The sequence below is a fragment of the Sphingobium cyanobacteriorum genome, assembly GCF_030580935.1.
Classification (GTDB): domain Bacteria; phylum Pseudomonadota; class Alphaproteobacteria; order Sphingomonadales; family Sphingomonadaceae; genus Sphingobium; species Sphingobium cyanobacteriorum.
In genome coordinates this window covers 1-12607 of the sequence record NZ_JAUQOM010000018.1, presented here as the reverse complement: position 1 = coordinate 12607, position 12607 = coordinate 1, and the positions used below count along the sequence as shown (strand labels likewise).

The 12607-nt window shown below is 62.2% G+C and carries 19 protein-coding genes; 2 read left to right on the top strand and 17 right to left on the bottom strand.

Going from position 1 to position 12607, the window contains the following annotated elements:
* Position 1 precedes the first annotated feature (1 nt).
* Positions 2-475 (bottom strand): mercuric transporter MerT family protein, encoded by a 474-nt coding sequence (locus Q4610_RS19350; RefSeq protein ID WP_304537507.1) that lies wholly within the window; start codon positions 473-475, stop codon positions 2-4.
* Here Q4610_RS19350 and Q4610_RS19345 point away from each other — a divergent pair.
* Positions 474-881, top strand: coding sequence for a MerR family transcriptional regulator (locus tag Q4610_RS19345; RefSeq protein WP_304537506.1), 408 nt, complete (start codon positions 474-476; stop codon positions 879-881). The genes Q4610_RS19350 and Q4610_RS19345 overlap by 2 nt on opposite strands.
* A gap of 15 nt (positions 882-896) precedes the next feature.
* On the opposite strand, the gene Q4610_RS19340 is transcribed toward Q4610_RS19345, so the two are convergent.
* From Q4610_RS19340 to Q4610_RS19315, 6 genes are all read right to left on the bottom strand, one after another.
* Positions 897-3044, bottom strand: coding sequence for an FAD-dependent oxidoreductase (locus Q4610_RS19340; RefSeq protein WP_304537505.1), 2148 nt, complete (start codon positions 3042-3044; stop codon positions 897-899).
* Between the two features lie 57 nt (positions 3045-3101).
* A complete protein-coding gene (locus Q4610_RS19335; protein ID WP_304537504.1) occupies positions 3102-3308 on the bottom strand; it encodes an anti-sigma factor family protein in 207 nt (68 codons plus the stop codon).
* Entirely contained in the window at positions 3305-3910 is a 606-nt protein-coding gene (locus tag Q4610_RS19330; RefSeq protein ID WP_304537503.1) for a sigma-70 family RNA polymerase sigma factor, read from the bottom strand. The genes Q4610_RS19335 and Q4610_RS19330 overlap by 4 nt, the downstream gene beginning before the upstream one ends.
* Positions 3911-4120: a nitrate/nitrite transporter NrtS gene (gene nrtS, locus Q4610_RS19325; RefSeq protein WP_304537502.1), complete on the bottom strand. Its 210-nt coding sequence runs from the start codon at positions 4118-4120 to the stop codon at positions 3911-3913. It abuts the gene before it with no gap.
* A 114-nt stretch (positions 4121-4234) separates the two neighbouring features.
* On the bottom strand, positions 4235-4804 hold the full coding sequence (locus Q4610_RS19320) for a carboxymuconolactone decarboxylase family protein (protein WP_304537501.1): 570 nt from the start codon (positions 4802-4804) through the stop codon (positions 4235-4237).
* Positions 4797-5948: an FAD-dependent oxidoreductase gene (locus tag Q4610_RS19315; RefSeq protein WP_304537500.1), complete on the bottom strand. Its 1152-nt coding sequence runs from the start codon at positions 5946-5948 to the stop codon at positions 4797-4799. Before Q4610_RS19315 ends, Q4610_RS19320 begins: the two co-directional genes overlap by 8 nt.
* Positions 5949-6074: 126 nt before the next feature.
* On the opposite strand from Q4610_RS19315, the gene Q4610_RS19310 reads away from it, so the two are divergent.
* Complete coding sequence (locus Q4610_RS19310; RefSeq protein ID WP_304537499.1) at positions 6075-6812, top strand: DUF1499 domain-containing protein; 738 nt, start codon at positions 6075-6077, stop codon at positions 6810-6812.
* 23 nt (positions 6813-6835) lie between these two features.
* On the opposite strand, the gene Q4610_RS19305 is transcribed toward Q4610_RS19310, so the two are convergent.
* The 10 genes from Q4610_RS19305 to Q4610_RS19260 form a co-directional block, all read right to left on the bottom strand.
* Complete coding sequence (locus Q4610_RS19305; RefSeq protein ID WP_304537532.1) at positions 6836-7480, bottom strand: DUF1109 domain-containing protein; 645 nt, start codon at positions 7478-7480, stop codon at positions 6836-6838.
* A gap of 5 nt (positions 7481-7485) precedes the next feature.
* Positions 7486-8010, bottom strand: coding sequence for a sigma-70 family RNA polymerase sigma factor (locus Q4610_RS19300; protein WP_304537498.1), 525 nt, complete (start codon positions 8008-8010; stop codon positions 7486-7488).
* The gene (locus Q4610_RS19295) at positions 8007-8465 is read right to left on the bottom strand and encodes a DoxX family protein (RefSeq protein ID WP_304537497.1); all 459 of its coding nucleotides are present in this window, start codon (positions 8463-8465) and stop codon (positions 8007-8009) included. The genes Q4610_RS19300 and Q4610_RS19295 overlap by 4 nt, the downstream gene beginning before the upstream one ends.
* Positions 8466-9224, bottom strand: a complete 759-nt coding sequence (locus tag Q4610_RS19290) for an HvfC/BufC family peptide modification chaperone (protein ID WP_304537496.1) — start codon at positions 9222-9224, stop codon at positions 8466-8468.
* Positions 9211-10122, bottom strand: coding sequence for an MNIO family bufferin maturase (gene bufB / locus Q4610_RS19285; protein ID WP_304537495.1), 912 nt, complete (start codon positions 10120-10122; stop codon positions 9211-9213). Before bufB ends, Q4610_RS19290 begins: the two co-directional genes overlap by 14 nt.
* 32 nt (positions 10123-10154) lie before the next feature.
* A complete protein-coding gene (locus tag Q4610_RS19280; RefSeq protein ID WP_304537494.1) occupies positions 10155-10493 on the bottom strand; it encodes a BufA1 family periplasmic bufferin-type metallophore in 339 nt (112 codons plus the stop codon).
* Between the two features lie 49 nt (positions 10494-10542).
* Positions 10543-10842: a BufA1 family periplasmic bufferin-type metallophore gene (locus Q4610_RS19275; RefSeq protein ID WP_304537493.1), complete on the bottom strand. Its 300-nt coding sequence runs from the start codon at positions 10840-10842 to the stop codon at positions 10543-10545.
* 127 nt (positions 10843-10969) lie between these two features.
* The gene (locus Q4610_RS19270) at positions 10970-11623 is read right to left on the bottom strand and encodes a DUF2461 domain-containing protein (protein ID WP_304537492.1); all 654 of its coding nucleotides are present in this window, start codon (positions 11621-11623) and stop codon (positions 10970-10972) included.
* On the bottom strand, positions 11620-11958 hold the full coding sequence (locus Q4610_RS19265; protein WP_304537491.1) for a TfoX/Sxy family protein: 339 nt from the start codon (positions 11956-11958) through the stop codon (positions 11620-11622). The genes Q4610_RS19270 and Q4610_RS19265 overlap by 4 nt, the downstream gene beginning before the upstream one ends.
* Before the next feature lie 3 nt (positions 11959-11961).
* Positions 11962-12402, bottom strand: a complete 441-nt coding sequence (locus Q4610_RS19260) for a GFA family protein (RefSeq protein ID WP_304537490.1) — start codon at positions 12400-12402, stop codon at positions 11962-11964.
* Between the last annotated feature and the right edge of the window lie 205 nt (positions 12403-12607).

Genomic DNA, 12607 nt, shown 5'->3' with positions numbered 1-12607 from the left:
TTCAGTAGAACCAGGGAGCCCACCAACCGATGGTGAGCGCGAGGATGACGATGGCCAGTCCCAGCCACAGCAGTGCTTTGGTGGTGCGCGCCGATTGCGGCCGGGCGCAGCGAGAACCGTCCTCGCACGGGGGCTTCGGCTTAAAATAGACATGCCAAAAGCCAAACCCGAGCAGCGTGAGAGTCACTGCAGCGACATAGGGCTTGTATGGTTCGAGTGCCGTCAGATTGGCAATCCACGCGCCGGAAATGCCAAGTGTGACGAGCAGCAACGGCACGACACAGCAGGCCGAGGCCAGCCCCGCGCCAATCAGGGCGCTCGCGGCGAGCCAGTTCGTCCGCTCGCCCTTCGCAGGTTTAGGAGTGGCGGGGTGTCCCTGCTCAGGCGTTGAGGCCACGGCATAAATCCTTTCTTTCGACTTGGTGATTCGCAGTGTAAGCTCTGTAGTGACTACAGGCTCAAGAGGTAATTTCATGAAACCGCAAGGCGGCATTCTGCGTGCCCAGCTCGCCTGGAAAACCGGCTGCAATCTCGAAACTGTCCGCTATTACGAAAAGGTCGGATTGCTGCCCGCGCCGCCGCGCAGCGCCAATGGCTACCGGATCTATTCGTCAGAACTGGTGCAACGGTTGCAGTTCATCCTGCGCGCGCGCGCCCTTGGATTTGCGATGGAAGAAGTGCGGTCCCTGCTCTCGCTAACGGACACAGGAACGCAAACCTGCGGCGAAGTCATGGCACGAACCAAGACCCACCTTGATGATGTGCACCGCCGTATTAACGAACTGCAGCGCATTGAAGCGATCCTGGCGGCAACCTTGGCGGAATGCTCGGGCAAGAATGTCCCTGACTGTCCGATCATCGATGCTCTCAATCGACATTGATCGTGGTTGCAAGTCTTACCCCCGCCGCCAAGCGTGATACCGCGCTACCAGCCGGAGCAGGCCTTCGGGCGCATGCTTCCGCTTCCATTCCCCGGCGGCATATTTGTTCGCCTCCGCCATGGTTGGGTAGGTGTGGATCGTCGCCATGATCTTGTTCAGGCCAAGCCCGTGTTTCATCGCCAGCACATATTCGGCAAGCAGTTCGCCGGCATGATCAGCGACTATGGTGGCGCCCAGGATGCGATCCTTGCCTGGCGGGGTCAGCACTTTGACGAAACCCGTTGTGGCACTGTCCGCGATCGCGCGGTCAAGCTCGTGTATCGGAAAGACTGTGACTTCATGAGGTACGCCTTTTTCGGCGGCTTCCTGTTCGTTGAGGCCGACGCGGGCGACTTCGGGGTCAATGAAAGTGGTCCAGGGAATGACCCGGTAGTCGGCCTTGAAGCGCCAGAACTGGCCGAACAGGGCGTTCACGCTGGCGAACCAGGCCTGATGGGCTGCGGTGTGCGTGAACTGGTAGGGACCCGCGACGTCGCCGGCGGCATAGATGTTGGGGTAGATTGTCGCGAGATAGTCGTCGGTGACCACGGTGCGCTCAGTCTCGATGCCCAGTTCCTCGAGCCCATAGCCCGAGAGCCGCGCCTTGCGCCCCACCGCCACGATCAGTGCGTCAAATCCGATAGCAGTCTCTTCGTCGCCGCTCGAAACGACCAGTTGCCTTTCCGCAGCGTTCTCGACGCGCAGGGCCTCGTGTCCGGTCAGCACTCTCACGCCGGACGTCTCTTGCGCGGTGCGCGCGAGGTCCGATACATCGCGGTCCTCGCGCGGGAGCAGCCGCTCGCCGCGCTCGACCTGGGTCACGTCCGCGCCGAGCCGTGCGAAGGCCTGGCTAAGCTCCGAACCGATCGGGCCGCCGCCCAGCACGACAATGCGGCGGGGCATCTGGTCGAGGCGAGCGAACTCCTCCCACAGAGTGTCGCTGGTGAGATAGCCCGAATGGGCAAGGCCAGGGAGGTCGGGAACCAGCGGTTCGGCGCCTGCGGCAATAATGATCGAACGGGTGGTCAGCCGCTGGCTCGTCCCGTCCTCGCGCGCGATCTCGACCGTCCAGGGATCGACGATCGTCGCATAGCCCTTCACCACATCGACGCCGAGGCCGGTGTAGCGCTCGACACTGTCGTGCGGTTCGACAGCGGCAATGATGTCATGCACGCGCCCCATCACCGCCTTAAAGCTGAAGCGAGGGTCGATGCCCTCCAGGCCATAGCGGTCGGCATGGCGCATCGCTTCGGCAATCCGCGCCGACTTGATCAGGGCTTTTGAGGGCACGCAGCCATAGTTGAGGCAATCGCCCCCCATCTTGGAGGCTTCGACCAGCGTGACCTCGGCCCGAACGGTTGCCCCGATCAGCGAGGATACGAGGCCGGCCGCACCGGCACCGATCACCACAAGGTTGCGATCGAACCGCCTGGGCCTCGTCCAGCGGGCATAGACGCGGCGGCGCTTGATGGCCGCCATGATCCACTTTCCGAGCCACGGCAGAGCCCCAAGCGCCGCAAACGAGGCGAGCAGGCCCGGCGAGGCCGCATCGGACAGCGCCTCGATCCGCGCCAGCTGAGTGCCTGCATTCACATAGACGACGGTGCCCAAAAGCATGCCGACCTGGCTGACCCAGTAATAGGTCCAGGTCCGGATCGGGGTCAGGCCCATGAGCAGATTGACCGCGAAAAACGGGAAGACCGGGACCAGACGCAGCGAAAACAGGTAGAACGCCCCGTCGCGCGCCACGCCTTCGTTCACCGGCCGCAACCGCGCGCTGAAGCGCGTCTGGACGGCATCGTGGAACAGGTAACGCGAGGCGAGGAAGGCCAGCGTTGCGCCGATGCTCGAGGCGAAGGACACGACCAGAGTCCCGGTCGTCACCCCGAAAATCGCTCCCGCAGCAAGTGTCAGGATGACCGCTCCGGGAACCGAAAGCGCGGTCAGGATCACGTAAATCGCGAAGAACAGGGCGAGCACCAGCAGCGGGTTGGCCTGGTAGAAACTCTCGATCGCCTGCTGCTGCTGCTTGAGGGTGTCGAGCGTCAGATATTGCCCGAGGTCCAGCAAGAACCACGCGGCCAGGGCTAAAGCCAGCACAAGAACCAGAACAAGGCGTTTCAACTGAGGGTTCCTTTCGGCGGAGGCCATGGTCCCTTTGTCGCCGGATGCGCCTTGTCCTTACACATCCTGTCCATCCGGCTTGCGATCCGGGGCTGCAGCAAGCTGGCGAGCGGCCGTACCAAGCAGGGGCAGTTGCTTCTCGAAATTCGCGCAGCCCCGGCACATGCCGACATGGAGGCGCAGCTTCATGCGTTCCGAAAAGGTCAATTCGCGCTCACGGCCCTGCGACATGAGGAAGGTTGCATCGTGGCAGTCCAACATCATCGCGCTTCCTCCTGAAGCCAGTGAACCTGCAGGCAGGCGCGCAGCCCGAGCCGCGCGCGGTGCAGGATGACATGCACGTTCGAGACCGACAGCCCGAGCTCCGAACAGATTTCCGGAGTGTCCAGTTCGACAACTTCGCGCATCAGGAATACGCGCCCTTGTTGCGGCGGCAGGCGGCCCAGGCAGGCGTCGAACACGGCCAGAAATTGCCGCGAATGCAAATCGGCCTCGGGGTCCTCCCAGCGCGCGGGCCGGGTCGCGTCGCGCCACATGCCCTTCTGGTCGAACACGGCGGGAAGTGGGCCGTCCAGTTCCTCCGTCGTCAATTGGCTCGCGTTGATCGGGCGGCGCTGGCGTTGGCGCAGAATGTCGGCGATCTTGTTCTTGAGGATGGCAATGATCCAGGTCTTGAGCGCGGCTTCGCCCCGGAAGTTGTCCGAATTCTTCAGTGCGCCGGCGAGTGCTTCCTGAACTGCGTCCTCCGCCTCGTCGTCGTTGCCGAGCTGCTGGCGTGCGAAGCGCAGCATGTCTTCGCGGACCCTGGCTATGAATACCGGATCGGCGGAAGCAAAGTCGCTGTGTGGCTGGGTCAGTTGCTCCATTCAGACGCCCATCGACCTGCGCGCCTTGGCGGCGCTGTAGCTCGCGACCAGATAAGGGACCACATAGTTGAGCACGACCTTTCCCCATTCGACGCCAGAACCATGCCAGATCGCACTGCCCTGGTTGATGGCATTGAGGCAGGTGCCGACGAATAAGGAGACGCGCAGGGCATTCCACGCCACAGCTTTGTTGATCATTTCCTTCAGCATGATGTTCTGCCTTCCGTGGTCATCGCCGCGAGAGCCATGCACACGCGCAGCCTTCGATCCGGCGCGAACCGCAGGCGCTCATCTCGTCCTCATCGGCTATGCGGGATTCCATTTTCAGCCCTTGCGCATGTGCGGAAAACCAGCGCGTTGCTCGACAGCTGCGCCCATGTGCTTGCCTTGGGTCCACCCCACCGGTCCAAGGGTTTGCAAGGCCCAGTCGACCGATTCCTGATCGGTCACAACCGCCAGTGTGTCGCTGTAGCGATTGAGAAATCCGCTCATCGCGACCACGCCGAGAAGCTCGGTAATCTGGCTGTCGGAGTAATATTCGCGTAGTTCGGCATAGTGATCAGGGGTCGCCGCGTTGGGTGAAGAGCCGGCTGCCAGGGCGAAATAGTAGACCGCACGTTCAGCATCGGAGAACTGGTCTGATCGCTCGAAGTCCCACAAGGCCTGGATCCGTTCGACCGGTGCGCCTTCGAGATGCAGGCCGTAACCGCCATGCGCCTGGCAATGCCGACACCCAGACGCAAGGCTCAGAAGCATGAAGGCCTCCTGCTTCAATTGCCGGGACAGTTCGCCGCTCCCGAGACAAAGCTGCGCCAGCGGCCCGAAGTGCTGCATCAATTCAGGCCAATTGAAAATTTCAAGTTTGTGGCGATCGAACGTCGTTACTTCAGGCATAGCCAATTCCCGTTTCTTGTTGTCCGTCGTTTGCCCTTTCGGTGTAGCTCGCGACGAAGTGCCGGTCGATCCAGTCCTTGAGGCGCCAGACGAACCGGCCGGTCGCCGAAAACGGTCCCCAGGACAGTATGGCGCGCTGATCACCGGTGGCGAGCAGATAGAGCGTGCGGCTGCGCGGAATGTACTGCTTGAGCGCACCGCCCCCGAGCGCTGCGCGCAGATTGGAGGCGAGGATCGGTCCGGCTTTTACTGCGTGAACGCCCGAGCGTGCGACCGGCCGATCGGTTCGGGCAATGATGTCGCCCGCTGCGAAAATTGCAGAATGGGAGGGGCTGCGCAGATCGCCGCCCACGGCGACAAAGCCATCGTTGCTGAGCTCCAGGCCCGATCTCGCGAGCCACTGCGGCGCGCGGCTGCCTGTCGCGGCGATGACGCCATCGCAAGGAATAAAGGTGCCGTTTGAAAGGAGTAGGCCGGCTTCCTCGCCTGCCGCCTGGGCAAGATGCAGGACAACCCCTCGCCTCTCCAATTCAGCCAGCGCCCTGCGCCGGACCCCGGCGGGGTGCCCTTCGAGGAATTGCTCGCTTGGCGTGACAAGTGTTACCTGGCTGTGTCCGTAGAGTCGGCCCAGTGCCGCGCTCGCTGCAAGCGCCAGTTCGACCCCAGCTGCACCGCCGCCGACGATGGCAACCTGCATCGGCGTTAGCAGGCTCGCGCGGTCGAGAAGCGCAGACCAGTGTTCCATGAACGCATCCACCGGTTTTGCGGCAAGCAACCGGCCGCCAAGCGCGGCGAGGCACGATATGTCAGTCTCCCCGCCCGTGGCCAGCGATAGCAAGTCGTACCGGACTTGCTCTCCCGTTGAGAGCGTAATCGTTCGGGCGGCGGCATTGAGCCCGACAACATCGGCTAACACCAGCTTCGCGCCTGCCTTTTCGGCAAGCGGCTTGAGGTCAATGAGAAGCTCGTGCGCCCGATAATACCCCACCATCCAGCCCGGGAGCATGCCCGAGTAAGCCGTATGCTGCGCTGTAGTGACAAGCCAGCATTCGGCGTCCGGCAACGGCTTTCTCGCCCAGTCCGCGAGTACGGCAAGATGGGCATGGCCGCCGCCGGCAAGAATAACACGTCTGCTCGTCGTCATGTTGGCCCGCCTATCACGAATTGCCATTTGTCGCGCGGAGGTGGAGCTTCTTACATTCTGACGCAGCGATTGACCCCGTATGGCAATCCTGCTGACTTGGCCCACCCAATGACGGAGCGACCGACGATGACCAGGAGCATATGGGCCGAGCGACTGAGCAAACTGTCGATTGGCCTCGGCATTGGCGCAATCGCGTTTGCCTTCGCCGGTCTTTCGCTGGCGCGCTACGACCTGGTCGGCAAGCTTGCCGGATTTTCGGCGCTGCTCGGCGGCGGTGCGATTGCCCTGCTCGGTCTTCTCGCGGGTGCGATTGCGCTTGTCGTGGGGCGCAGACAGACTTGGCGGGGCCGCCGGTCCGCGTTGATCGGCCTTGTCCTGTCGCTGATCTTCGTCGGGTTCCTCGTGTCCCGTCCGCTCGCCGCCGGTAAGGCGCCTGCGATCCATGACATTACGACCGATCTCGCCAATCCGCCGCAATTCGAGGTGCTGACGCTCCGCAGCGATAATCTGACCGGCGTCGGCACGCTCGAAAACTGGCGCAGCGTTCACCGCGCGGCCTATGGAGACCTGAAGCCACTGACGATCGCCAAGCCGGTGGCGGCTGTAACCGCCGATGCGACTCGGATCGCGCGGGACATGGGGTGGGCGATTGCCGTGTCCGATCCTGTCCGCGGGCACATCGAGGCGACCGCGAGTGTCTCCTACATCCGGTTTCACGACGACGTGGTGATCCGTATTTCGGCAGCACCGGACGGTAAGGGCAGCGTGGTCGATATGCGCTCGGTCAGCAGGGTCGGCGTGGGCGATCTTGGTGTGAACGCCCGCCGTATCCGCAGTTTTCTCAAAGCATTGGCCGCTGCCTGACCTGATAGGTGCCGCTTCGCGGTTCACCAGCGGATAAGGCGCGGGACAACGATCCTGCCAAGAACACCGCCGACTACCACGACGAGGCTGTGCCACACGCCGATATGGACGATGTCACTGTAGGCGCAGTGAAATGAGAAAGCGAAGATCCCGAAGCTGCCGGCGGCCACGCCGGTAAGCAGGCCAGCCCGCTGCGGAGACGTTGGTGCGCCCCGGCGCAGCCACCAGACCAGCACCGCAAAGGTCAGCGATCCGAGCACGCTTCCCGCCAGCATGCAGTCGAGGCCATGTCCGGCAGCGGTCGATGAGAATGCACTGCTCCCGCGGCCCATTCCGATAATAACGGCGGTGAGCGGGAGCAGCGCAGTCATGGCCGCAGCCCACAGCCAGCCACTATGGTCGCTGCCGACGCTGGGCCGGCTCATGACAATGACCGTAACCGACGATGCCAGACCGAGCAGCAGGAACAGTCCGGTAGCCAGCACGAACACCGGGTCAAAGCTGCCTACCATTACGTCAGGGCGAATGCCGAACAGCAATGTCACAACCGATAGTGTCACGCCAAGACCGGCAAGGGCGAAGCCAAGACCGCTCGACAGGCGCAGCGGCCTCACCGGCTCGAGACTGCCGACCAGATCGGCGATCAGGGAATTTGTATCACGGGACATCTGCTTCAAGCTTTCTCGATCATCGCGGTGAGCTTCTTCAGCCCCCGGTGAATGTTGACCTTTATCAGGCTTTCGGTCTGACCACAGGCTCTGGCGGCTTCTGCAACCGACAGTCCTTCGATCTTGACCAGTTCGATTGCCTGCGCCTGAGCGTCGGGCAACTGGGCGAAGAGTCGTTCCAGGCTAATTCGGGCCGCGATGGCTGGCTCTTCGTCAAATCCGGCGATTTCTTCTACAAGTTCCGACTCTGCTGCCCTGTAGATCCGGCGCAAACTGTCTACCCACCGGTAACGCGCGATTGCCGCGAGCCAGGGCAGAAAGGCGCGTGACGAATCCCAGGTCGCGAGCTTGTGGTGCAGTGCCATCAGGGTTTCCTGGACCAGGTCGTCCAGATGGCATGGGGCGACCCGGCGTCCGAAATAGGATTTGAGCCAGCGCTGGCATTCGGTGAGCAGCGTCGTGTAGGCCTGCCGATCACCCCGCTGGGCCATCGCCATGAGGCGGGCCAATGAAGGCTCGTCTGCTCTCATGCCCTGCGGGACTTCGAAAGCAGCGCATCGAGCGAGAACAGTCCGGCGCCGCGCACGATCAGTGCGAGTTGCATGGCGATCCAGAGCGAATGCTCGGTCCAGAAGGCGTCGGGATAGACGAAGATCTGGATGACCATGGTCATGCCCAGCAGCGCCAGCGCCGCGCCCCGCGTGAACAGGCCGAACACCAGCAAGACCGGGAAGAGGTGTTCGGACGTTGCTGCCATAACCGCAGCGAGATGGCTGGGAAGCGGAACGCCGCTGTATTCGGTTTCGAACAGCGCATAGGCATTATCGCTGATCGTGAACCAGGTGCCTTCGGCGATCTTGGTTTGCCCGGAGCGCCAGAAGATGCCGGCGAGGACGACGCGCATGAACAGCAGCATCAAGCCCTCGGGCAGCTTTGTCGCGACTAGGGCAACAGCCCGGTCGTAAAGAGAAAGAATCCGCGTCATTCATCCCACCTGTTGTTCAAGCTGGATCAGGGCACCCGCCTCGAGCAGCGCAATCAGCGCAGGCATGTAGTCGTCGGGAGGCACTTGATCCTTACAGTCAGGTTCGCACGAGCTCGCGAAAAGGTTACCGATGCTTTCGGGAAATTCGAGCGCGGTGAACACTTTTGCCATTACAGATGTCGCAGCCGAAACGAGGACTTCGGCTTCGGGCCGAGCGATCAGGATGGCGTCGGCATCGGCAAGGCCTGGCACTTCCTCGCCGATTAACCGGTGTACGGCGCGGTCGGCCTGGATAATCCTTGCCGCCGGATGCTGCGCAATCGTGAGATCGAGCAGGGCATTCTCGTCGATCCCGGCCAGGGCGGCAAGGCGCAGCGCTTGTCCTTCGGCCGCGTGATAGGCCTCAAGCCATAGCCATTCGAACTCGGCAAGATCGACCGCCGCGCACGTCTCGCCGATCTCACGGAGAAAGCCAGGGAAACTTGTCCCGATATGGGCGAGCGTGCGGGCGGTCACTCCCGGCAAGGCAGCAAACCGCCGGGAGTGTTCATTGAACCGCTCGTGACCAAGCAGTGCCCGGGTGCGCGGAAAGGTATCCTCCAGCGCGACCAGCCGGGCATGTGAAATCGTGTTGGCATGGACCTTCATGCCGGTCAGTGCGCGCGCGCGCGTTCCAGCAAACAGCCCATCGGGAAGTTCGCCCGGACCAAATTCGAGCGCCTGCATCATGGCGGTCTGCGCCGCTTCAAGCATGAGCATGAGCCAGCTCCCACGTGCACAGTGCGTCCTGCTCGCGCATGATCGCCCCCGCCTTGTGCGCTTCACCCATCAGCACGCCATAGTCCGGGACGTCGGTATCCCATTCGATCAGCACCGGTAGGCGGCCTGCGCGGGTCACGAAGCGGGCGAACAAGGCCCAGGTGAGATCGGAGACGGCAGAGCCGTGATCATCAATCAGGAGCGGGCCATCGGGGTGCTCCTCGCGCGCATGACCGGCGAGGTGGACTTCCCCGACCAGGCCCGGATCGATTGCATCGATCATACCGAGCGGGTCAAACCCCAGGTTGGTCGCGGAGACCTCGATATTGTTGATGTCGAGCAGAATGCCACAACCGCTCAATTCGCAGAGCAGGTGCAGGAAATCGACTTCGTCCATGTCGTCGCGCGCGAAGGCGAGGTAGCGTGAAGGATTCTCAATCAGGATGCGCCGTTTCAGACGATCCTGAACCACCGCGATCTGGGTCACGAAATGCCCCAGTGCTTCGTCGGTGTAAGGCACCGGCAGGAGATCGGGGTAACGATTGCTGGCGCTGCCGCTCCAGCTCAGGTGATCGGAAACCATCGCCGGTTCATACCGTTCACACAGCGCCGCCAATTGCTCCAGATCCTCAAGGTCACAGCCCGCGGCGCTGCCAAGCGACAATCCGACCGAATGAAAGCTCAAGGGACGATGCTGCGCGATCGCCGAGAGCCAGCGATGTGGCGGCCCGCCAGCGCCATAATAATTTTGCGGATGAACCTCTAACCAGCCCGGAGCGTCGCCAGGATTCATGCCTTCAGCGGAAGTGCTGGCTGACACGGACTGGAGCACGGAGCTGTAATGCTCCGGCTTCAGTCCAATTCCCGCCAAGGGGGGCAGTTTGGTCAGGTGTTTCATGTCAGCCAGCTTCCGGTGCGACCCGAAAGGCTTCAGCCCTTCTGGGCGACGGGAGGGGTATTCTCGGAATGTGCCTCAAGCGTACCGCCCTGCTTTACGCAGGTATCCGCATCGACAAATTTCCAGGAGTTGCCCTGATAATCGACCTTTGCGGTGCCCGCGCAGGTTGTTCCGGGACCAGCCTTGCAGTCATTGTGCCCCTTCAGGGCCACGCCGAAACACTTCTCGCGCTCTGCAACCTTGGCCGCCGCGGGAGTTGCTGCGGCTTCGGATGGATTGCCCGAGGTCTTTGTCGGCCCGCAAGCTGCCAGCATCGCAGCACCGGCGAGCGCCATGGCGAGACCGGAAACCGGATTTGCTGAATTCATCATGGCTCACGTGCTCCGATGCTCAAGGGATGGTCAGAATAGATCGCCCGGTTTAGCCGCGATGCGGCACCGGCCTGGCATTGCCGGCATGGGCTTCAAGCGTGCCGCCTTGGGTCACGCAGGTGCCTGCGGGAACGAGCTTCCATGCGTTGCCCTGATAGTCGGCAGACGCGGTGCCCGCGCAGCTGGTGCCAGGACCGGCCTTGCAGTCGTTGTGGCCCTTGAGCGCGACGCCGTAGCACTTCTCTTTCGCGCCGGCCTGGTCACCCGCCGCCTGCGAGGGAGCCGACGCGAGAAGCGCGGCGGTAGCAAGCGAGGCAGCAAGTGCGGTGATTTTGATGGTGGAACTCATGATTGGTCCTTTTCGTTCGATTGGGAGGCAATCACGCCTCACAATCCGCTATTCGGACCGTGCGTGCTCCTGGTTACACCCCGGCGGAAAAATCATTCCGCAAGACTGGCGGGTGCGCGGCGAGAGACTAACCGAGCGCCGTGAGTGTTTCGAACACCACCTGCAATTCTGAAATCGACTTGACGCAGCGGGCGGCACCTTCCGGGCCAAACGCCAGCGATGGATCGAGCCTGTCGATCCAGGCCGTTAGCCCCTTGCGGCGTAGTTCAGCACCGCGTGGGTGATCTGCCGGGTAGGGTGCAGGAACGCGCTTAAGCTCGGGTTCGGACAGGCGAATGCCGTCGCGGGCGATCGTGCCCAGCTTTGCAATCATCCGTTCCCCGGCCGGAGCAGCGCACAGGTCTCGCCACCGCTCAAGTTGATGCGCGGAAAATGCGAAGATGCCTGCGCCCAGGGTCAGACCATCATGATCGAGACCGAACATCCAGACCGGCGCACCATCCTTGCATCCACCGGCGCTGGAAAAGCTGATGTGGAGATGTGCATTGAACGGGGCCTTGTCCCTCGAAAAGCGGACATCGCGATGGATGCGGAAAATCCGATAGTCGTGCGGAGTGCCTCGCCGGGATGCCAGCTCGTTCGCCATTGCTGCAGCAAAAGCTTCGCCCGGTTGTTTCAGGCTTAGCTCGTACTGGTTCTTGTGTCGCGCGAACCAGTCGCGATCGTTGTTCGCGCGCAGATCGGCGAGGAAATGCACCGTTTCTGCCGACAGCCAGCTCATTTTGGCGGAAAGCTTCCGGCATGGTCCAATGCGACAGCCAGCCATTGCCCAAGCAAGGCGTCGTCGCATTGGTCGGCATCGACGAAGTAGAAGCCCGGCATTGGCCGTTCGCCCAGGAACATCGGCAATCCGCCCGGCAATTTCGCTGCAGCCTCGTTCGCTTTACCGACACGGAACATCAGCCTGCGTTCGCCCTCCTTCGATTGATCGGCGCCGCCGATCATGTTGCCGTTGAGGAAGAAGCACACGCCGCCCATCATCCGCTTCTCGGTAATGGCGAGAGCGTCGGGCACAGCCAACCGCATGCGCCTAGCCAATTCTTCGTCATAGGCCATGGTTCAACTCGCAGGCATCGCAGCTTCGGGTCCGCCCTCGGGCATGATGTCGAAGACCGGCTTGGCGCGGTCCAGCACGGCCCATGAAGGGGCGCGAGCTGCATAGACGGTCATCTGCGGTTCGACCGCCTCGGGATCGTCGAGGCTTGAGACGCGTATGAAAGTCATTCCTGGCATGCCCGAATTGCGCGAGAGGATTGCCGAGCCGCAAGCCGGGCAGAACCCCCTGCTGACCAGGTTGCCGCTGTCGGCCGGGCGCTCGTAGAACCTTAACTCGCCACTCATCGAGAGGCTTGCGTCTGGAACGGCGGCATGGGTGCAGTGGCTCGTGCCGCTGCTCTTGCGGCAGTCGACGCAATAACAGTGCCCGACCATCACAGGCTGGGCTTTGGCGGAATAACGGACAGAACTGCATAGGCAGCCGCCTTCCAGTGCATGTGTCATGACTCGAGTCTCCAGCGATACATGATGCTTGCAGAGTTCCATAGTCACTTGCATAATGCAAGTGACTCTTTATCCGGTGGCCTGAGAACGGCGGAGCAATATTCGACCACGGTAGCGGCGGGATAGTCCTGCTGCGGGCGGCGTAAAAGTCGTCCACCTTGAAGCCTTTCTGCCGAGTCAGGGAGGTGTGGGGATCTACAGCGTG

Coding starts and splice junctions, on each gene's coding strand:
- Q4610_RS19305 (WP_304537532.1), bottom strand. CDS start 7,480: ATGTCCCGTGATACAAATTCCCTGATCGCCGATCTGGTCGGCAGTCTC.
- Q4610_RS19260 (WP_304537490.1), bottom strand. CDS start 12,402: ATGACACATGCACTGGAAGGCGGCTGCCTATGCAGTTCTGTCCGTTAT.
- Q4610_RS19290 (WP_304537496.1), bottom strand. CDS start 9,224: ATGCTCATGCTTGAAGCGGCGCAGACCGCCATGATGCAGGCGCTCGAA.
- Q4610_RS19265 (WP_304537491.1), bottom strand. CDS start 11,958: ATGGCCTATGACGAAGAATTGGCTAGGCGCATGCGGTTGGCTGTGCCC.
- Q4610_RS19320 (WP_304537501.1), bottom strand. CDS start 4,804: ATGCCTGAAGTAACGACGTTCGATCGCCACAAACTTGAAATTTTCAAT.
- Q4610_RS19330 (WP_304537503.1), bottom strand. CDS start 3,910: ATGGAGCAACTGACCCAGCCACACAGCGACTTTGCTTCCGCCGATCCG.
- Q4610_RS19345 (WP_304537506.1), top strand. CDS start 474: ATGAAACCGCAAGGCGGCATTCTGCGTGCCCAGCTCGCCTGGAAAACC.
- bufB (WP_304537495.1), bottom strand. CDS start 10,122: ATGAAACACCTGACCAAACTGCCCCCCTTGGCGGGAATTGGACTGAAG.
- Q4610_RS19275 (WP_304537493.1), bottom strand. CDS start 10,842: ATGAGTTCCACCATCAAAATCACCGCACTTGCTGCCTCGCTTGCTACC.
- Q4610_RS19310 (WP_304537499.1), top strand. CDS start 6,075: ATGACCAGGAGCATATGGGCCGAGCGACTGAGCAAACTGTCGATTGGC.
- Q4610_RS19270 (WP_304537492.1), bottom strand. CDS start 11,623: ATGAGCTGGCTGTCGGCAGAAACGGTGCATTTCCTCGCCGATCTGCGC.
- Q4610_RS19350 (WP_304537507.1), bottom strand. CDS start 475: ATGAAATTACCTCTTGAGCCTGTAGTCACTACAGAGCTTACACTGCGA.
- Q4610_RS19315 (WP_304537500.1), bottom strand. CDS start 5,948: ATGACGACGAGCAGACGTGTTATTCTTGCCGGCGGCGGCCATGCCCAT.
- Q4610_RS19300 (WP_304537498.1), bottom strand. CDS start 8,010: ATGAGAGCAGACGAGCCTTCATTGGCCCGCCTCATGGCGATGGCCCAG.
- nrtS (WP_304537502.1), bottom strand. CDS start 4,120: ATGCTGAAGGAAATGATCAACAAAGCTGTGGCGTGGAATGCCCTGCGC.
- Q4610_RS19335 (WP_304537504.1), bottom strand. CDS start 3,308: ATGATGTTGGACTGCCACGATGCAACCTTCCTCATGTCGCAGGGCCGT.
- Q4610_RS19280 (WP_304537494.1), bottom strand. CDS start 10,493: ATGATGAATTCAGCAAATCCGGTTTCCGGTCTCGCCATGGCGCTCGCC.
- Q4610_RS19295 (WP_304537497.1), bottom strand. CDS start 8,465: ATGACGCGGATTCTTTCTCTTTACGACCGGGCTGTTGCCCTAGTCGCG.